This window comes from Pseudobacteroides sp., from assembly GCF_036567765.1.
GTDB lineage: Bacteria > Bacillota > Clostridia > Acetivibrionales > DSM-2933 > Pseudobacteroides.
Genome location: NZ_DATCTU010000034.1, coordinates 1 through 19,627, shown reverse-complemented (window position 1 = coordinate 19,627; position 19,627 = coordinate 1). Strand labels below are relative to the sequence as shown.

The following is a 19,627-nucleotide window of genomic DNA, read 5'->3' as shown; positions in this document are numbered from 1 at the left end:
TCCTTCTAAGGAATGATTGAAGACATTCCCACGAAAACACAGATAAGAACGTGTTTAACAGTAACAAATACAGTTATAAGACAAAAATCCCAAAATTGCGTACTTGACGCACGTTGTCTTTAGTCATATTATAATTTTATTTGCTATTATTGTAAAGTATGTTTTTAACTTTCAAATATATTAAAGCAGGTGTTTTATGGAATACAATTTTTCATGCTGCAGCATATGTCCACGAAGCTGCATGATTGACCGAACCAAAAAAATTGGAAAATGCAACGCGGGTTCTGCAATAAGAATTGCAAAAGCGTTTATTCATAAATGGGAAGAGCCTTGCATCAGCGGCACAAAGGGCTCGGGAACCATTTTTTTCTCCGGATGCAATCTTAAATGCGTTTTTTGTCAAAACTACAAGATAAGCCAGGATAACTTCGGAAAGGAGCTATCCCATGAAGAGCTTCAACAAATAATTCTAAATCTTCAACAAAAGGGTGCCCATAACATAAACTTTGTAAGTCCATCACATTACACAATGTCAATTATGGAATGCTTAAAGGATTTGGGCAGCAGCCTCAGGATTCCAGTAGTCTACAATTCAAACGGCTATGATAGTCTATCAGGTTTAAAGCTTCTTGACGGCCTTGTGAACGTTTACCTACCCGATATAAAATATTTTAAAAACGAATCATCTCTTAAATATTCCGATGCAAAGGATTATTTTAACACTGCATCAGCTGCTGTGCTGGAGATGTACCGCCAAACCGGCAGGGCACAATTTAACGAAGAAGGGATTATGCAAAAGGGTCTAATAATAAGGCATCTGGTGCTTCCGGGAATGACAGGGGAGTCTATAAAAATACTGGAATTTATTAAGTCAAATCTTCCCTCTGATGATATTGTTGTAAGCATTATGAGCCAGTATACCCCCTTTTACCATTCCTATTTATATCCAGAAATCGACAGAAGAATAATTAGAAAGGAATACGAAAAGGTGTTAAACTATTTTCTGAAATTAGACTTTGCAAATGGCTACTTCCAAGAAAGAGACTCAGCAGATTCCAAATACGTTCCTGACTTTGATTTAGAAGGCATATAACACTTACATGCCTTCTGTCGCACTTATCATTTTCATTGACAAAGACCTAACATAAGAATTATAATTTAAGTAATCGCATTTTCCTGTTTTAAGATTCAAAACATTCCACAAAACATAACTCTATTCTTATCAAAGGAGTGATATATATTGAAAGACATGTTAATTGACCAGTTTCAATATACTGTTTCAGATCTTCTTGTTAGAAATAAAAGCATTATCGATCAAATAACAAAATTCCAGGACTCAAATGCACGCATTAACAGGTCTATAGTTAAGTCTGTTACTCAATGCGGTTGTATTAAAATTCATGCCAAGAAACAGAATCATAAAACCGAAGGAGATATTGAAGAGCTAAAAAAACTCATGAAATCCCATACTGAAGGGAAATTGTGCGATAACTGCAGGGACCTTATAGAAAAAGAAATTGGCAGAAACCTTTTTTATCTGACATCAATATGCAATACCCTGGATCTGAATTTGTACGATGTCATGATTAAAGAGCTTGAGAGGCTGAAAATCCTTGGTAACTATAATTTAAGATAATCAACTTGAATCAGTAAACATGACAGTATTTATATCATCTGAATTGTTTCCCGCTCTATACGACATATCTCAATCTGCAGGTTTAGCATGGGCTGATGCTGAAGTTTTTTCCACATGTATAAAAATAAAATAAAAGAAAATGTTATTGCAAGACATATAATAAACTATGAAGTAATTGGTAAAAATATATATGTATCTTACCAGTACATTAATTCCTTAGCAAATGTATTTTTTTTGTGTTATAATAATTTAGGATCAAAAACACTAAAATGTTTTTGATCATTTAATATTTATCACGTAAATTATTTTTAGTTTTAAAATACTTAGGAGGGTAACATGAATCCGAAAACAAAAGCCGTTTCAAGTTCTTCTACAAGAACTAAAAAACGGCATAGCCAGTTATTTATATTTATTATCACAGTAATAAAAATTCTATTGGTTTCTTTTTTACTGGTATCCTTTGCAGCAGCCGGAATAGTAGGAGGTTTGGTATATGGTTATATTAAAACCACTACTCCTATAAAACCGGAACAACTTGTGACCACAAATAGTACATCTTTCGTATACGACTCAAAAGGTAACGAGATTACACAGTTAAAAAGCGAGCAGAATAGAATAGAGGTTGAACATGATTACATACCTGATTACTTGAGACACGCTTTTGTTTCTATTGAGGACAAACGCTTCTACGAGCACAAGGGAATAGACCTTGTACGAATCTCCAGTGCAGTTTTCAACTTCTTGAGGCCAGGTGGAAATATACATGGCGGAAGTACAATCACACAGCAGCTTGTAAGAAATATTACAGGCGATACCAGAAGAACCTTAAAACGAAAAGTACAGGAACAATACATGGCGATCCAACTGGAAAAACACATTTCCAAGGATAAAATACTTGACCTTTATATGAATTTAATATATATGGGCGGTAATTATTACGGTGTGGAAACTGCATCAAAGGTATACTTCGGAAAAAGCGTCAAGGACCTTACCCTTGCACAGTGTGCAAGTCTTGCAGGTATAACAAATCTGCCCGGAATCTATGCACCTGTTTCTGAAAAAAATATTAAAAACAACATAGAGCGTCAGCAGACTATACTGCTGGAAATGAAAAAATCCGGTTATATAACCGAGCAGCAGTATCAGCAAGCAATAAAGGAAGACTTGGGATTTGTGGCCTTGGATAAAAACAAAAACAAAACTAAAATAGTAAAAACCCAAAGCTTTTTTGTCGATCAGGTAATAATGGATGTCAAGAAGGACCTTATAGCTTCAGGCATGTCCTCACAGATGGCAGACAAAACCATTTACAATAACGGTATCAAAATATACTCAACCATGGATCCTGATATCCAAAAGGGCATGGATGAGGTGTTTACAAATGACAAATACTTCCCAATCATAAAAAGAAACCTGCAGCATCCTCAAGCTGCCATGGTTATAATAGATCCTGCCACAGGTCAGGTAAAGGCCTTATACGGCGGATATGGTCAAAAGACAGGTGATCTTATATTAAACAGGGCAACACAAATACAAAGACAGCCTGGCTCCACATTCAAACCTATTGCTGCCTATGCACCAGCGATAGATATGAAATTAATAACAGGGGCTTCGGTTTTTGACGATGCACCTTCTTACCTGAACCCTGCAAGTAAAAATCTCTATCCTACAAACTATACAAAGGGGTACTATACCGGGCTTACGAACATCCATACAGCACTTTACCAGTCCATAAACGTAGTTGCCGCTAAGGCATGGTTAAAACTTGGTCCATCCTTGTCCCTAAAATATCTTAAAAGGAATGGCATAAACTTAAAACCTGAAAACGACGGTAACTTATCCATTGCAATGGGAGGATTGCATGATGGGGTAAGTCCTCTTAGTATGGCAGCTTCATATGTACCGTTTGTTAATGACGGCATGTACAAGGAACCTATAACCTACACCAAAGTATTAGATAAGGACGGAAACATCCTTCTTGAGAAGAAGTCCAAAAGCACAGTAGTTTTTGATAACGAAGGTACGGCTTTTATTATGACTAAGATTATGCAGGATGTATGTAGAATTGGAACTGCATCAACCCGCGGGTTGGGCCTTATACAGAAAGGAAAAATGCCAACCGCAGGTAAGACCGGAACTACAAGCGACAACAGAGATAAATGGTTTGTGGGCTATACGCCTTATTATGTGGGTGCAACCTGGTACGGCTACGATAAAAATTCAAAGCTGTCCCCGGAAGAATACAATCAGGCTCTTATAATCTGGCATGAGGTAATGGAAAAAGCTCATGCAAATCTTAAACCGAAAGAATTTAATCAGTCTGCAGGCGTTATAAAGAAGACGGTATGCAAATACTCAGGAAAAACTCCATCTGACCTTTGTGCAAGAGATCCAAGAGGAAATGCGATCATCGAAGAGTATTTCCTTCCCGGAACAGAGCCAGGCAGCAGCGATATTTGTGACGTTCATGTTTCAGTGCAGGTTTGTAAGGACAATAAGGACGGTTATGGCAGGAACAATTTATTTGGACCTGGATGTCCAGCAACCTCTCTAATTGAAAGTGTTTTTGTTAAGAGAAAAATTCCTTACAACAAAGTAAAAGCTGCTGATCCGTATCCTAGTGACTGGAAGTATGAAGCTCCTTCAAGCTACTGCACGATACACGGAGGACCTCCATCCAACAATAATACAACTGAAATTACTAATGCCGAAATAAATCCTAATGAAAATACCACAAATAACAGCACAGATACCAACATCGATACCAATAATTTAGGCACTGATACAGGGACTCAAGATCAAACACTGCAATAAATGTCAAGCGGGCATTATAAAGCCCCGGAAACTGAACCAGTTCCGGGGCGTATTTTTATTTCCTGCAAACTATAGTTATTCTACATTATAGTTCCTCATGGCAACAATTAAGGCTGCAATAATTATCTATATTGCGTGTGGAGCTTTAAAAAGTGTTCCTACATCAGTGCCTTCCAAAACATCCATGATAAGCTCTGGATGCTGTCCATTAATAATGATCAGATCTATACCTGCATTCATAGTAATTTTAGCAGCTTGAAGCTTTGTAACCATGCCTCCGGTTCCTCTGCTTGTCCCCGCTCCGCCTGCACATTTTTCCACTTCATCATTAATTTCCTCGATAACCGAAATCAATTTTGAATTAGGATTCCTTTTAGGGTCCGAGTCGTAAAACCCATCTATATCAGACAATATAATTAGTAGGTCAGCATTGACGAGCTTTGCTACAATGGCCGACAGCGTGTCATTATCACCAAACACCCTGTGCTTTCCTGATTCTATTTCGTCTATAGCAACTGAATCATTTTCATTAACAATAGGTATTATTCCCATCTCAATCAATGTCTCAAAGGTATTGATAACATTCTTTCTTCCAGCTTCATTTTCTACAACATCGCGAGTAAGCAGTATTTGCCCGGCAATGTGGCTGTAGTCTGCAAAAAAACGGCTGTAAATCTGCATCAGTTCACTCTGCCCTACTGCCGCAACAGCCTGTTTTTCCCTTATTGATTTGGGCTTACCTGAAAGCTTTAGTTTTCCAACGCCAACACCAATTGCACCCGAAGTAACCAGAATTATTTCTTTTTCCTGGTTCATAAGGTCAGAAATCACTCTTACCAGCTTGTCTATCCTGGAAAAATTAACTTTTCCATTATCGTATGTTAAAGTTGAAGTTCCAACTTTGACAACAACTCTCTTGGCAAGTTTAAGACTCTCACGTATTCCTTCCATTTTATCCCCTTCTTTTTCTATATAAGTAATATATTAAAACCGAATTTTTATAGTCAAAATATACCAAAAACAACAAAGCAGTAACCTAACGCAAAACCGGCTAAAAAAACATAAGTATATAGCAGCAGCCACTTGACAGATAATAATTTACCCATACAAAAACCTCACCTAGAATGAATTTGTTTCTATGTAAGATTTTGTACAAAAATATGAATATTATTCAATTTTATTACATTTTAATTAATCAACCTTTGCATAATCCTTTTTTGCCAACCCCGGTATAAAGAAGTAAAGCATCCTTTTCATATACAATGTACTCCATATATAGTCGGATGTAAACACCACATACATGGAGACCCCTATTATTGATGATGCCACTGCATCAAGTATATAATGCTGCTTTACAAATAGTGTGGATAGGGTTATAAGAACAAATGCAATAACTGAAAAGGACCTTACTGCAATTTTCTTATTATAATTAAACAGGTACATTGATGCAAGCAAAGCATTCAGAACATGTACGCTTGGGAAACAGTTAAAAGGATTATCGCTCTTATAGGTAAGCTTGACTAAATACGAAAGTATATCATTTCCAATCACATCGGGCCTGGGCACTGTTGTAGGGTAAAAATAGTATACTACAAAGCACAGAAGGTTTCCCACTAAAATGCTGAATAATAGCCTGAAGTAGTACTTTTTATCCACGATGGCGAAATAAACCAATATAGATACAAAGTAAAAAAACCATAAAAGATAGGGTACTATAAAGATTTTCTCAAATGGAATAATATTATCTATATAAGTTCTTAAAATATTGACGTTGCCTCTGTAGTTGTTCAATGCGGTATGAATTATGTTTATTAGCGGCAGGGTAACTAAAAATAATATCCTGACAAAAATGGGGCCTATTCTACTATTTATCATTTTATCACCTATAAAAGTTTATTGTATAAACATAAACATTATACTACAAATAATTTAAAAGTGTAACTATTTTAAATTATTATTACTAAAGTTTTTCTCATGCTTTTTTCCTCTTTAATGAAATTCTCACTACACTTAACAGAAGTGCCGCAATGCAGGCACAAGCCGAAAAAACAAAAACAACGCTAAATCCCTTTAAAAACACCTCCGGTTGAAAATCGGCTTTTTCTCCAGTTAATTTATTTATGTTAACGTGTGTAGTAAATGAAAATAAAATCACTGAAATTGTAGTTCCCGACACCATTCCCAGATTTCTGAACAGTGCATTTATTCCTCCTGCTGTTCCAAGCTGATGCTTAGGTACGCTCCCCATAACACTGCTGTTGTTGGGTGATTGGAATATAGCCGAACCTGTTCCTAAAAGAGCCAAAAGCAAAACAATCACAAATGTTGATGTGGTAGTGCCAAATGTTGATATAGTAAATAAAACTGCTACATTAATGGAAAGACCTATAATAGTGAGGGGCCTATAGCTTATTTTGTCAGACAGCCATCCGCTTATGGGCGATATTATGAAAGTCATTAAAGGATATGCAGACATAAGAATACCCGCTTTCAATGTGCTAAATTTCATAACATACTCAAAATAGAACGGTATAAAATATATCGTCGCATTTAATGAAATGAATGATAGAAAACCTGTGCTTATACCAAGTAAAAAAAGCTTTATTTTAAATAGGCTGAAATCAAGCAAAGGATAGCTTATCCTTTTTTCGTGTATTATAAAACTTGCCATTAAAACCAATGATGCAACAATCATAAGTCCAAAGCCTACGTTTGATATCTTCTGATCCTGCAAAAATAAAAACCCCATAAACAGAAGCAGTATCGATCCGGCAAAGAGCAACGCCCCTAAAATATCAAAGCTCTTATTATCCGGTTCTTCTTTGATCTCCGGTATGATAAAATATGTACATAATATTCCAATTATCCCTATAGGTATGTTTACAAGAAAAATTGAATGCCACCCCAACGAATCAACCAGTATACCTCCCAATGTAGGACCAGCAAGACTACCGATAGCTACAGATGAACCGGTAATTCCAAATGCTTTTCCCCTTTCTCCGGGAGCAAAAATTGATGTAACAATGCCTTGACTGAGTGCCATCATGGATGAAGCCCCAATAGCCTGAATCACTCGGAAAATAACCAACATCAACAAGCTGTTTGAAACTCCGCAAAGCCCTGAACCAACTGTGAATATGATAAAACCAATCATAAATATTCTCTTTTTACCATAAATATCTGCCATCTTGCCCCAAACCAGAAGTAATACAGATATAGCCAACAGGTAAGCATTTACTACCCATTGAATTGAACTGATATTGCTTGAAAACTTTTCGGCCATAGTAGGTAGGGCAATATTTACTATGCTTCCATCCAACGTAGCCATAAATATTGATATTGATATATTAATTAAAATCAACCATTTTCTTAATCTTGTAAGCTTCATTAATCATACTTCCTTTTAAATCCAATTTGATACTTCATTCCTATTTTGCCCGATAAACCCAAAATTAGTCTTCATCTTCATTCTCCCTTGAATATTAACACATCTTAACCTTAAGTGAGCCACCTGCAGCCAAAAACATGGGGTACATAGTTGGCTATATATTCCAATGCATCATCTACAGAATCCGTAACATAAAATAAATCATTGCATTCCTCTTTTGCAAATTTCCTGTCTATGATTGTTTGGAACTGGCTTTTCAGATTGTCATAAAATCCGCACGCATTTAATATTACAATAGGTTTGTTATGATATTGAAGCTGTTTTAATGTTATTATTTCAAGAATCTCTTCCAGGGTGCCAAAACCGCCGGGTAATGCTATAAATGCATCGGACTTTTCATCCATCAACCCTTTTCTCTCCCTCATACCCTGAGTAACAATAAGCTCATCGCACTTTTCATATACAATGCCCGTCACATTCAATGACTTGGGGATTATACCTACAACTTTTCCATTGTATTGATGAACTGTTCTTGCACATTCCCCCATAAGACCCGTCATTCCTCCACCGAAAATCATTGTACATCCTCTTTTTGCCAGTGCGTATCCCAACATTTTAGCACAATCAAAATATGCCCTATCTATGGAATCGCTTGAAGAACTATATACACATATGACTTTTCCCATTATTGCCTCCAAAAATGTATCACATTTATCACATTAAATAACTATTTAACATAAAATAACACTGTAGAATCTAGAATTGTAAAACGGCAATGCTTGTTTGCTATTCTATTGACTTGAGGTATAAATTATGGATAGGAAAAGAAAATCATTAGAAAATTTATCTAACGGTTTGAATGCTGCAAAAAAGATACTTGATCTAAAGAATGCTTCTTTGCATGTAGATTTAAACTCTAGAGTAAAACCCAACCAAATTGACACCATTTATCAAATGCTAGACACAGTTGCCAGTTACTCACCTCCTAAATATAGACGGGTACTAAATAGATCCATTGCAATTAGCAATAACTACAGAAGTACATATAGAAAACTTAAGCAGCATGCAAACAGCAACAGAAACAAGACACCCGAAACCGGAGAAATATTAAAAACGTTGGAAATAGTTAAACCTATTCTCCCAACCAATCAAAGAATGATGATAGAAAAAATCCAACAAATATACAAAATCATCTATTCATAAAATCTCAAATCAATAAGGAAGTTCACTCTTCTCATCTTAAGCCGTTCTTATAACGCAGGCTGAACTTCCTTATTGTATCCCTTAATATTTATTTTTATATGTTTATTCTTTTGATATGTTTATTCTTTTGATATTTTTATTCTTTTGATATTTTTCTTATTTCATGTGACTTACAAAATTTTCTCCAAATTCAATTGCCTTTTGTATATCCTCATATGTTGGTTGATATTCAACCTTTATAGGCTCCAACACAACCTTTAACCCGGCATCTTCCAATGCCTTTGTAATTATTTTAGGTGATTCTCCGCTCCATCCATAGCTTCCGAAACCTGCTCCTATTTTACCTTTATATTTGTGGGCCTTTATTTCTTCAAGCATTGCTGCGATGGAAGATAGTACAGTGTTGTTTACAGTACAACTTCCCACAATAACACCCTTTGCCTTAAATATTTCCGTAATAAGATCACTGCTGTCCGAAACAGCAGAATTGAACAATTTGTATTTTATGTTGTTTTTGCCAAGACCTTCTCCTATAGCCTCTGCCAACTTCTTTGTCGCATCGTACATAGTATCGTATATTATCACAACTGAGTTCTCATGGTATTCCTTTGACCACTCATAGTACTTATCTATTATCTGTACAGGATTATCTCTCCATAAAACCCCATGACTTGGAGCAATTATATCGATAGGAAGGTTTAATGCCTTAACCTCCTCAACCTTGTTCCTAATAAGTCCGCTCATTGGTGTAAGTATATTTGCATAATACTTGATGGCTTCTTGATAGAGCTCGCATGTATCCACTTCATCATTAAAAAGTCCTGCTGCAGAATAATGCTGACCAAATGCATCATTGGAGAACACAAGGTTTGCTCCCTTAACATAAGTCATCATGCTGTCAGGCCAATGGATCATTCTCATTTCAACAAATACAAGATCATACTCTCCTATATTGACAGTATCACCTGTTTTAACTATATTAAAGTTCCAGTCCTTGTGAAAATGCTTCTTCAATATATCCACACCATGCTTGGTACAGTAGATGGGTATATCAGGTTTCTTTGCCATGATATATCCAAGGCAGCCTGCATGATCAGGTTCCGAATGGTTTATAACTATCATGTCAATATTTTCTATGCCGCCCACTTCTTTCTCCAGAATCTCTTCGAATTGTTCCTTATGGGGATACCAAACCGTATCTATCAGAACATTTTTCTTATCCTTAATAAAATATGAGTTATATGTTGAACCTCTATGAGTAGACAGCTCATGCCCATGGAATTCTCTAAGCTCCCAATCCTTTATACCGAGCCAGTATATATTCTTCTTAATCTCCTGCATGTATATTCTCCTCCCATAAACATCAATATTATTTAATTAAACAAAATCGCTTTAGATTTTGCAACCTTGATTTTTGATCTATTTTTATATTTTATACCCAACACGTTAAAAAATAAACAATTACATTCAATTTTCATATTCAATTAAACAATCTAACAAAATGAACCTCATATAATATCAAAAATAACTTTGTTCTTACCGTTTTTCTTAACCTTGTACATAAGCTCATCAGCCTTTTTTACAGCCTCATCCAGTGTCTCAGGTGCATTATTGAAAATCACAACCCCTACACTGAATGTAACGGGCCAGTTCTTTGTCTGAACCATAGTTTGGAGGCTTTTCCTTACCCTTTCAATTACATTCTTAACAGCCTCTTGTCCAGTTTCCGATATCATTATGGCAAATTCATCTCCACCCAGTCTTGCAGCCAGGTCTGTTACTCTTACATTATCTACAATAGTGGCTGCAATCATCTTAAGAAGTTCATCTCCTGTCTGATGGCCGTAGGTGTCATTAATGTATTTAAAATTGTCACAATCAATATATGCAACAGATATTGGTCTTAGGTATCTTCTGCACTTATCTATTTCCCTTGCACCAAAATCATAAAATCCCTTAAGATTATATATATCCGTAAGAAAATCAATCCTTGCCATATTTTTTTCTCTAATAAGGGTCTTCTTCAGCCTTGACAAAATTATTACTACCACAGTAAAAAATGCTAAAAACATTACTGCATTCCAAATATCTACTATGCCATAAGTTCCAGCTTTTTTATTTACAAGGTCTGATGCCAGATACGCACCTGCACTCAAATCCGCTGCTACAATTCCCGATATTTCTCCAATATACCACGTAACAATGCATATAGGTATAAGATAAAGTATTGTCACATTAGCCTCATTCCCGGTAATAAAATCAAATAATCCAACTACGGCAATAAGAATAAAGTTAACAATGCCAAGGAATAATTTATTTTCAGTTATCTTTCTGATACTCATAATGAAAACTCCGATTATTAATTATAATTGCACTTACTGGTAAAACTCTTTGGAATTATTATAGCATTACATAGAAGATTCAGCTATATTTTAACACATAAATATTCAAAATTGCTGCATAACTTAATCTTTTTTTAGCTTTTTACACTTTTTATTGCTGCAAATAATTAACCAAGCACGATCATGTATAAATTACAAACCATTTATTGCTTAACCTGCATATTCAAGCCATAAAAAAACCCCCGCTCAATTTAATCAAGCAAAGGGGTTGCTTTAAGGCTGCAAAATTGAAAACAATCTTGTACATGTCTAGGATGTTATGGATTGTGGACTGCCTTTTTCCTTTGATCTCTTTGATGTACTTGCTTTTTTAATGTCCTCTTTTCCAAAGTTACTTGACTTTAATGCATACCGCTTCAGCTTTTTGTAAACAAGATAATTTATTGTTCCCTTGGGGTATTCACCCCTGCTATTCTTTTTCCCTGCACCTATGCCCGTCAGAATTTCTATGCCCTCATCAATATACTTTACCGGATATATATGAAATTTATTGTTTTTAACCGCTTCAATTATCTCGTCGTTCAATACCAGGTTCCTTACATTCTGATGAGGAATAATAACTCCCTGCTTTCCTGACAATCCTCGTGCCTTGCAAATCTCAAAAAAGCCCTCAATTTTGCTCGTAGCTCCACCGATAGGTTGTATCTCGCCCTTTTGATTTACAGAGCCTGTAACAGCTATTCCTTGGTTTATAGGCACTTCCGCCAGGCTTGACAATATGGCATAAAGCTCAGCACTCGATGCACTATCACCGTCAACACCGCTGTAAAGCTGTTCAAAGCACAAGCTTGCAGTCAGAGAAAGGGGCATTTCCTGTGCATACTTTTCTCCTATATATGCACCCAATATCAGAACACCCTTCGAATGGGAAGTACCGCTCATCTCCACTTCACGCTCAATATTAACAATACCTCTTTCACCTATATATGTATTGGCAGTTATTCTGGAAGGCTTTCCAAAGTAATAATCACCAACGTCTATTATAGACAGACCGTTAATCTGGCCTACCACCTCACCGCTCGTATCAATGAGTATGGTACCGTCTTTAACCATTTCCAGAAGCCGTTTATCGTACCTGTTGGACCTGTATACCTTTTCCTCAAAAGCCTTTTTAACATGCTTTGATGTCACATACTCGCTTCCTTCTAATGCAGCCCAGGTGGAGGACTCACATAAAATCTCTATTATGTCGTTTAGCCTGGTGGTAAGCTTCACTTGATCTTCCACCAACATGGAGCAATACTCAACTACTTTTGCCACCCCGGTAGGGTCAAAATGCAGTGAATTTTCCCTTTCGCAAAATCCTGCAATAAACTGGGCCAGCTTAGTTATATTTTCCGTATTTCTGTCCATTACATCATCAAAATCCACTTTTACCTTGAAAAGCTTTTTAAAATCCTCATCATAGTCATACAGAGCCTGATAAAGGTGTTCACTTCCCACCAGTATGATTTTAACATTCAACGGAATGGCCTCAGGCTTAATAGCAGATACGGCAACCAACCCCATCTGCTCCTTTAGATTCTCTATTGTTATCTTTTTCTCTTTTAAAACCCTTTTTAAGGCTTCCCATGACTGAACATTGTTTAATACATCCTTTGCCTGCAAAATCAAGTACCCGCCGTTTGCCTGATGAAGTACACCTGGCTTGATCAGGGTAAAATCTGTTGTCATAGTCCCAAATTCATTCTCGTATTCAATTCTTCCCAAAAGATTATAGTAGGTAGGATTAAATTCACTAATTACAGGAGCACCGCTTAGTTCACTGTTATCAACCAACAGATTTACTTTATACTTATCTATGGAAGCCCCTATACTTTTAGGCCATGGAAAAAGAACCTGCTGCTGATCTTCAGGCACCTCATCCTCCCTGAAGTCATTCAAATTTTTTAATATATCCTCCTGCACCTCATCCAAATAAGCACTGATCTTGCTATAATCCCTATATTTATCCTTTAAATCATTAATATGCATTCCTACTGCAAATAGGGCGATTTTGTTCTCCCATTCACTTACTTTTTCTTCGGCTTCCTTTTCTATGAATTTTATCTTACGGATTATCTCCATTGTTTCTATTTGCAGAACATTTGATTTTTCGTTTATTTCATGTTTTACATCCTCTTCAAGATCCCCATACTCCTGCTCGCTTATGGTTTTTCCCTCAACTATAGGTAAAAAGTATATACCTGCATTGGTTGTCTTTACCTTGAACCCCTGTGCTTCAGCATCCTTATTTAGTTTTTCCAGCAGTAAATCCCTTTGTTCCTGATAATCTTTTACAATATCATTTTTTTCTTTCTCATAATCATCGCTCTCAAAGGTTTTTGCAATCTCTATTTTCATTGCTTTTATAAACTCGTCCATGTCCTTGCGAAACACTTTGCCGAGACCTGCTGGTAAGTTTAATGCCGTCGGCTGGTTGGATTTATTAAAGTTATATACATAACACCAGTCATCAGGTACCTTTTCCTTAAGTGCTATCTTTTTTATTTGATTCAATGCAAAGCTCGTTTTACCGGTACCGGTCAGGCCTGACATATAAATATTGTAGCCTCTTAATCTGATGTTGAGCCCGAATTCCATTGATTTAACAGCTCTTTCCTGGCCTATTATACCGTCTAGTGTTTGAAGCTCTGCAGTGCTATTAAAATCAAACTGTCTCGGATTGCACTCATTTCTGAGTTTATCATAAGACAACCTCTCAAAGCCTGACATTTAATTGCCCCCTTTGCGAATGTATTATCACAAAAAGCCTATTTATTATAATATTCTATATATTCAACTACTTAAGACAAAAACCCTTTTTTTTAATGATTTTTAATGAAAACCTAAAAGGCACCTGTTTGCTAGGTTTTAGGATATGCTTATAGATGTTTTATAGATGTTTTATAGATATATAAATTAGGAAGCATTAATGTCCATTTTATGCTTCCACATAATTACTGCGTCTTCACCATTGTCAGCATAATACGATTTCCTGATTCCTTCATTAATAAAGCCATACTTTTGATATAAATTTATCGCAGATACATTACTTTTTCTGACCTCAAGGGTCATTCTTTGTATACCCTTATTAATTGATTCTCCAATCATAAACTCTAAAATTCTGCTCGCTATACCAATTTTTCTAAATTCGGGGTGTACCGCAATGTTTGTAACATGACCCTCGTCAAAGACCTGCCACATACCGCCATAACCCACAGCCTTGCCCTTATAGATACCCGCATAATAATATGCAAATGAATTTTTAGTTATTTCCTCAATGAAAGCATTTTTTGACCATGGAATAGAAAAACTTAAACTTTCAACAATCATAATGTCATTAACATGCTCTAAATTCATTGGAACAACTTTAAAATCACTCATTTGACTTTTCTCCGTTTCTCTTGTCATACTCCTGCTCTGCCTGAGATTTTCTCAAATAAAACGGGATCATGTCAACAGGGCTTTCAACTTTACCATCGATAGCTCTTGCCAAAGCTAATTGTGCAACAGAAGATGCCCTATTTAAAATAAGGTTGTGCGGTGCAAAACTGCATTTTTGACCAAGCTCATTTAATAAATAATCCCGGTGTCTTTCTACACCGTCTCCCACAAAACATATATTTTCTTCGGTCTCAATAAGAATCTGCATCAAGCTCGCAATGGGCAACGCCATGTATTCTGACTCGCGGAGAGGCTGATCCTTAAACCTGTAGAAAGCAGTATATACCTGGTTATTCCTTGCATCCATTATTGGACATATTATTGCATTAGATGCTGGATAATTGTATGCCAATGCATCCAATGTAGGAATACTTACAACAGGCTTTTCCAGTGCATAAGCCATAGCCTTTATGCTGGTAACTCCAATCCTTAGACCGGTAAAAGAGCCTGGCCCTACTGATGCCGCAAAAATATCAATTTCTGCAGGATTAAGTCCCAAGCTTTCGGTAAGCTCTTTAATCATTGGCATAAGCTTTTGAGAGTGAGTCTTTTTATTATTTACAAAATATTCGCCTAAAAGCACTTCATTTTCAATTATCGCTACTGCTGCTATGGTTGATGATGTATCTACAGCTAATACTTTCAAATCGTATCTTCCTTTCAAAACCAGCATAAGTAAAATATATCTAAGAGGCATGGGGGAATTATTACATATCTTTAATACTGCAATAATTGTTCCCCACAAACTCTATCTCTATTATTCTCATATTAAAATCAGCATTAATATCCTTCCTGATTTCAACCCAGATATAATCAGAAGGAAGTATTTCCTTTATCATGTTTGCCCATTCTATAACAACAATACCGTCTCTCTCAAGGTATTCCTCAAAACCTATTTCAAACAAATCCTCCGGATCACCTATTCTATAAACATCGAAATGAAACATTGGAATCCTTCCCTGATACTCATTGACAAAAGTAAAAGTGGGGCTTGTTATATAACCTTGTACCCCAAGAGCCTCAGCTATTCCTTTTGTAAAAGCTGTTTTACCGGTACCAAGATCACCTATAAGACAAACAACATCCCCTGCTTTAAGCAGTTCACCAAGTTTTCTTCCAAGTGCCGCAGTTTCATCCTGCGAAACAGTTTTAAAGCTTTTCATTCTTTTCCCTTTCATAAACCAAAATGCCGTTTATTATAGTGTTCTGCACATTTGTCTTTAACTCTAATGGATTCCCATCAAAAATGACAATATCAGCATCCTTACCCACAGCCAGACTTCCAACCCTGTCGTCAATACCTGTAATTTTTGCAGCATTTATAGTTATCGACTGGAGTGCTTTCCTTTCATCCATGCCTTCTTTTACTGCCATAGCAGCAGACAGGCTTAAGTGCTGAATAGGAACACATGGGTGGTCGGTTGTTATTGCCACATTTACTCCCGCATTTGACAAAATCCCTGGAGATTTAATGCTTTGGTTTCTAAGTTCAATCTTTGATCTGTCGGTAAGCAAAGGACCTAAACAAGCCTCTACACCTTCCTCCAACAGAAGGTCCTTAATCATGTATCCTTCTGTACAATGCTCTATAGTAACTTTAATATCAAATTCCTTAGCAATCCTTAGAGCTGTCAAAATATCATCAGCTCTATGAGCATGAGCTTTTAACGGAACCTCTTTATTTATAATTTTAAGTAACGCATCCATTTTAATGTCATACTCAGGTTTGTCATTTTCCTCCGGATCATTATTATAATCATCCAGCATCTTTTTATATTCTTGTGCTTTTGCTAAATTTTCACGCAGCAGGGCCGCAGTAGCCATTCTAGTCATTGGAGTCTGCCTTTTCTCATTGTAAACGGTTTTTGGGTTTTCTCCAAAAGCCGCCTTAAGTGCTACAGGCTCCTTTAAAACCATCTCATCAACGCTTCTTCCATATGTCTTTAATGCTGCAAACTGACCTCCCAGAACATTTGCACTTCCCGGACCTGTAACTACTGTCGTTACACCTGCTTCCCTTGCTTCTACAAAAGCTCTGTCCATATGGTATACGCCGTCGATTGCTCTCAAATGAGGCATTACAGGATCGGTCATCTCATTTCCGTCATCACCCTCAAATCCCACAGAATCTTCCCACATTCCTACATGGCAGTGTGCATCTATAAAGCCGGGTAACACATAATTATTATTTGCATCTATAACAGTTTTAATTGAATATTTCTTTTCAATCTGTGTTTCACTAAACCTCTCCATTGATCCGATATCTACTATTTTTCCTTTATCAGCTAAGATATAGCCATTATCATAATCTGTACTTTCCATGCTTATAATTCTGGCATTTTTAATCAGTAACATTTTTACCTCCAAAATATGATAAATATTAATTAGTGATTTCTATATATAAACACATAATCCTGTTTTTTCTCTAATATTTTAATATATAGAAATGGTTATTACAACGAAAACTTTATTATGACTATATATTGATGACAAGGCCTGCTCCTTATCGAAGCAAGCCTTGTCATCAATATATGTTTTCTGTTTGTATTTTCTGTCTGCTTTTCTATCAGTCATTATTTATTTATTTTCTATAATGTAAATGAAGTCGCTTCAACTGCTTTTGCTAATAAAATTGTTTTTCGCAACATATCTACTTCTTTTGAAATGCATCCAGTGGATATTTATTTGCCGGATCCCATAATATCCATTCAGTATACCCCGCATCATATACAGCCTTTATCTGTGCTCTAATCTGTTCGGTTCCATATTTCTGATAATATCCTTTCCCGATCCATGGTGCAGTAAAGGCTTGCAAATATGGCCTGACATTAACTTTTATATTGGCTTGATTTAATCTCTTTTCACCTGATAAAAGCGTTTGGTATATAACATTATATGGCTCCAAGTCCGGCTTTGTAAATTTTACACCGTTTATTTCCTGTCCTACTCCGTTTTGCTGTATTGTTGCGTAATGGGATGGATAAACCATCGGTGAAAGGTAATCTACATGTTGAGCCAGCTTTTCCCAATTTTGACCGATTATTTTATCGTCGGCAGTAGCAACCGCAGATATTCCAAAAACATCAGCGGATAACTCTATGCCCCTTTTTGTATGAATTTCCTCATATGACTGCTTTAAAAATTCAGCTATTGCATCTGATTTGGTGTTGGGATCGAAATTTTCTCCAAAATATATGCTTTTTATATCACCATCATTACAAAACCTGACGTAATCATACTGTATCGCATCAAATCCATTATCTATCGCCTCAAGTGCAATTTTTATGTTATAATCCCAGGCAGACTTATTAAAAGGATTTACCCATGCTTTACCATTATTATCTCTCCACAGGCTTCCATCCTTTTTCTTGTATGCCAGCTCAGGATGCTTTTTAGGCAATATGGGATCCTTGAAGCACACAAGTCTTGCTATAACGAAGACATTGCCCTCATGCAGTTGTTCGATTACCTTCTTAACGTCATATTTAACTTCAATTGCCCCGTTGTCGACAACCTCTTTTATATTTGATTTATAGCTGATTGTTCCGTTATCATCCTTTACATCTATTACTACAGCATTTAATTCTGTAGTTTTTGCAAGCTCGACAACTTGTTTGATTCTATCAGGACTTCCAGCAGTCCAACCTGAGAAATAAACCGCCCTAAGCTTGTCCGGTTTTGGTATGTTCTTGGAATAATTCACAGGGGTTGGATTTTGTGTTGGAGTAGGGCTTTGCACAGGAGTCTGTCCCGTCTTACCCCCAGTGGCAACAGGTTCACCTGTATATTGTGTCTGTTTTCCTGTATCGCCGTTTTTATCAGTACCAGATGAGCTACAGCCACTCATAAAAGAAATAATTAATGAAACACTTAACATTACCAATGTAGATTTTATCAGTTTTGACATATCGTTTAGCCGCTCCATTCTTAGTTTTTCAGTGTTTATTTTATGCATCTTCAATATTATACCAGAAAAAACATTATAATATAATTATTTTCTATTATAAGTTACGTTTATTCTTACTATAACCACTTTTTATATAATTATATAACTTATTGCTGCAGGAAAACAGTTTCTTCACTAAAAATTCATAAACTTCCTGAATAAAATAAGTTGTGGTATGGCATAAAATACACTATAATTTCCTAAACATTAAAAAACAAGAGAACCTTTTAATAGGTTCTCTTGTTTTAGCTCCTCAAGTAGGACTCGAACCTACGACCCTGCGGTTAACAGCCGCATGCTCTACCGACTGAGCTATTGAGGAATATAGATCTGGCGACTACCTATTTTACCAAGACGCAACCGTCTAAGTATCGTCGGCACTAAGAAGCTTAACTGCCGTGTTCGGGATGGGAACGGGTGTGACCTTCTCGTAATCATCACCAGAAAATTTAATTGATAAGGCTTAGCCTATCAACTTTTGACTATTTAATTATCGGGTGAAATCTCTTATCCTAACTTCCGTTAATCTCGCTCTCTAAGTTGACTTAATTTCGTCAACACTCGCTTGAACCGGAAGTAGCGTCTAAGTGATTTCATATATACCCTCAAAACTATATAATGAAGTAATACTGACAAGAATTTGATGATTTAACTATGATAAAGACTCTCTTTATAAATACCTGTTTTAATTGGTCAAGCCCTCGACCTATTAGTATCAGTCAGCTTAATACATTACTGCACTTACACTCCTGACCTATCAACCATGTAGTCTACATGGGGTCTTACCCTTACGGTGGGATATCTCATCTTAG

The 19,627-nt window shown here is 36.3% G+C and carries 16 protein-coding genes, 1 tRNA gene and 2 rRNA genes; 4 read left to right on the top strand and 15 right to left on the bottom strand.

The window, feature by feature from the left end; all coding sequences use genetic code 11:
- The first annotated feature begins 196 nt into the window (after window positions 1-196).
- The 3 genes from VIO64_RS06295 (at window position 197) to VIO64_RS06285 (ending at window position 4,450) form a co-directional block, all read left to right on the top strand.
- Window positions 197-1,093 (top strand): radical SAM protein, encoded by an 897-nt coding sequence (locus VIO64_RS06295; RefSeq protein ID WP_331916286.1) that lies wholly within the window; start codon window positions 197-199, stop codon window positions 1,091-1,093.
- 147 nt (window positions 1,094-1,240) lie between these two features.
- A complete protein-coding gene (locus VIO64_RS06290; RefSeq protein ID WP_331916284.1) occupies window positions 1,241-1,636 on the top strand; it encodes a DUF1573 domain-containing protein in 396 nt (131 codons plus the stop codon).
- 336 nt (window positions 1,637-1,972) lie between these two features.
- A complete protein-coding gene (locus VIO64_RS06285) occupies window positions 1,973-4,450 on the top strand; it encodes a PBP1A family penicillin-binding protein (RefSeq protein ID WP_331916282.1) in 2,478 nt (825 codons plus the stop codon).
- Between the two features lie 126 nt (window positions 4,451-4,576).
- Here the strand turns inward: VIO64_RS06285 and proB are convergent, their stop codons facing one another.
- From proB to VIO64_RS06265, 4 genes are all read right to left on the bottom strand, one after another.
- Window positions 4,577-5,401 (bottom strand): glutamate 5-kinase, encoded by an 825-nt coding sequence (gene proB, locus VIO64_RS06280; protein ID WP_331916280.1) that lies wholly within the window; start codon window positions 5,399-5,401, stop codon window positions 4,577-4,579.
- A 240-nt stretch (window positions 5,402-5,641) separates the two neighbouring features.
- On the bottom strand, window positions 5,642-6,325 hold the full coding sequence (locus VIO64_RS06275) for a phosphatase PAP2 family protein (RefSeq protein ID WP_331916278.1): 684 nt from the start codon (window positions 6,323-6,325) through the stop codon (window positions 5,642-5,644).
- Window positions 6,326-6,422: 97 nt separating this feature from the next.
- Window positions 6,423-7,838 carry an MFS transporter gene (locus VIO64_RS06270; protein WP_331916276.1) on the bottom strand — a complete coding sequence of 472 codons (1,416 nt, stop codon included), beginning with the start codon at window positions 7,836-7,838 and terminating at the stop codon, window positions 6,423-6,425.
- Between the two features lie 110 nt (window positions 7,839-7,948).
- Complete coding sequence (locus VIO64_RS06265) at window positions 7,949-8,524, bottom strand: TIGR00730 family Rossman fold protein (protein ID WP_331916274.1); 576 nt, start codon at window positions 8,522-8,524, stop codon at window positions 7,949-7,951.
- A gap of 127 nt (window positions 8,525-8,651) precedes the next feature.
- Here VIO64_RS06265 and VIO64_RS06260 point away from each other — a divergent pair, with 127 nt between their 5' ends.
- A complete protein-coding gene (locus VIO64_RS06260) occupies window positions 8,652-9,041 on the top strand; it encodes a hypothetical protein (RefSeq protein ID WP_331916272.1) in 390 nt (129 codons plus the stop codon).
- Window positions 9,042-9,197: 156 nt separating this feature from the next.
- On the opposite strand, the gene VIO64_RS06255 is transcribed toward VIO64_RS06260, so the two are convergent.
- From VIO64_RS06255 to VIO64_RS06205, 11 genes are all read right to left on the bottom strand, one after another.
- Window positions 9,198-10,382, bottom strand: a complete 1,185-nt coding sequence (locus tag VIO64_RS06255) for a flavodoxin domain-containing protein (RefSeq protein WP_331916270.1) — start codon at window positions 10,380-10,382, stop codon at window positions 9,198-9,200.
- Between the two features lie 167 nt (window positions 10,383-10,549).
- Window positions 10,550-11,383, bottom strand: coding sequence for a diguanylate cyclase (locus VIO64_RS06250; RefSeq protein ID WP_331916268.1), 834 nt, complete (start codon window positions 11,381-11,383; stop codon window positions 10,550-10,552).
- 309 nt (window positions 11,384-11,692) lie between these two features.
- A complete protein-coding gene (locus VIO64_RS06245; RefSeq protein ID WP_331916266.1) occupies window positions 11,693-14,158 on the bottom strand; it encodes an ATP-binding protein in 2,466 nt (821 codons plus the stop codon).
- Window positions 14,159-14,344: 186 nt separating this feature from the next.
- Window positions 14,345-14,809, bottom strand: a complete 465-nt coding sequence (gene rimI, locus VIO64_RS06240) for a ribosomal protein S18-alanine N-acetyltransferase (RefSeq protein ID WP_331916264.1) — start codon at window positions 14,807-14,809, stop codon at window positions 14,345-14,347.
- Window positions 14,802-15,515, bottom strand: a complete 714-nt coding sequence (tsaB, locus tag VIO64_RS06235; RefSeq protein ID WP_331916262.1) for a tRNA (adenosine(37)-N6)-threonylcarbamoyltransferase complex dimerization subunit type 1 TsaB — start codon at window positions 15,513-15,515, stop codon at window positions 14,802-14,804. Before tsaB ends, rimI begins: the two co-directional genes overlap by 8 nt.
- Window positions 15,516-15,576: 61 nt before the next feature.
- Window positions 15,577-16,032: a tRNA (adenosine(37)-N6)-threonylcarbamoyltransferase complex ATPase subunit type 1 TsaE gene (gene tsaE, locus VIO64_RS06230; protein ID WP_331916260.1), complete on the bottom strand. Its 456-nt coding sequence runs from the start codon at window positions 16,030-16,032 to the stop codon at window positions 15,577-15,579.
- Complete coding sequence (locus VIO64_RS06225) at window positions 16,019-17,224, bottom strand: amidohydrolase (protein WP_331916258.1); 1,206 nt, start codon at window positions 17,222-17,224, stop codon at window positions 16,019-16,021. Before VIO64_RS06225 ends, tsaE begins: the two co-directional genes overlap by 14 nt.
- A 295-nt stretch (window positions 17,225-17,519) precedes the next feature.
- The gene (locus tag VIO64_RS06220) at window positions 17,520-18,776 is read right to left on the bottom strand and encodes a putative glycoside hydrolase (RefSeq protein WP_331916256.1); all 1,257 of its coding nucleotides are present in this window, start codon (window positions 18,774-18,776) and stop codon (window positions 17,520-17,522) included.
- A gap of 288 nt (window positions 18,777-19,064) precedes the next feature.
- Window positions 19,065-19,137: transfer RNA gene (locus tag VIO64_RS06215), tRNA-Asn, on the bottom strand.
- 6 nt (window positions 19,138-19,143) lie between these two features.
- Window positions 19,144-19,260, bottom strand: a 5S ribosomal RNA gene (gene rrf / locus VIO64_RS06210).
- A 244-nt stretch (window positions 19,261-19,504) separates the two neighbouring features.
- Window positions 19,505-19,627, bottom strand: a 23S ribosomal RNA gene (locus tag VIO64_RS06205); the annotation flags it as partial.

Coding starts and splice junctions, on each gene's coding strand:
- VIO64_RS06295 (WP_331916286.1), top strand. CDS start 197: ATGGAATACAATTTTTCATGCTGCAGCATATGTCCACGAAGCTGCATG.
- VIO64_RS06285 (WP_331916282.1), top strand. CDS start 1,973: ATGAATCCGAAAACAAAAGCCGTTTCAAGTTCTTCTACAAGAACTAAA.
- proB (WP_331916280.1), bottom strand. CDS start 5,401: ATGGAAGGAATACGTGAGAGTCTTAAACTTGCCAAGAGAGTTGTTGTC.
- VIO64_RS06275 (WP_331916278.1), bottom strand. CDS start 6,325: ATGATAAATAGTAGAATAGGCCCCATTTTTGTCAGGATATTATTTTTA.
- VIO64_RS06270 (WP_331916276.1), bottom strand. CDS start 7,838: ATGAAGCTTACAAGATTAAGAAAATGGTTGATTTTAATTAATATATCA.
- VIO64_RS06265 (WP_331916274.1), bottom strand. CDS start 8,524: ATGGGAAAAGTCATATGTGTATATAGTTCTTCAAGCGATTCCATAGAT.
- VIO64_RS06260 (WP_331916272.1), top strand. CDS start 8,652: ATGGATAGGAAAAGAAAATCATTAGAAAATTTATCTAACGGTTTGAAT.
- VIO64_RS06255 (WP_331916270.1), bottom strand. CDS start 10,382: ATGCAGGAGATTAAGAAGAATATATACTGGCTCGGTATAAAGGATTGG.
- VIO64_RS06250 (WP_331916268.1), bottom strand. CDS start 11,383: ATGAGTATCAGAAAGATAACTGAAAATAAATTATTCCTTGGCATTGTT.
- VIO64_RS06245 (WP_331916266.1), bottom strand. CDS start 14,158: ATGTCAGGCTTTGAGAGGTTGTCTTATGATAAACTCAGAAATGAGTGC.
- rimI (WP_331916264.1), bottom strand. CDS start 14,809: ATGAGTGATTTTAAAGTTGTTCCAATGAATTTAGAGCATGTTAATGAC.
- tsaE (WP_331916260.1), bottom strand. CDS start 16,032: ATGAAAAGCTTTAAAACTGTTTCGCAGGATGAAACTGCGGCACTTGGA.
- VIO64_RS06225 (WP_331916258.1), bottom strand. CDS start 17,224: ATGTTACTGATTAAAAATGCCAGAATTATAAGCATGGAAAGTACAGAT.
- VIO64_RS06220 (WP_331916256.1), bottom strand. CDS start 18,776: ATGTCAAAACTGATAAAATCTACATTGGTAATGTTAAGTGTTTCATTA.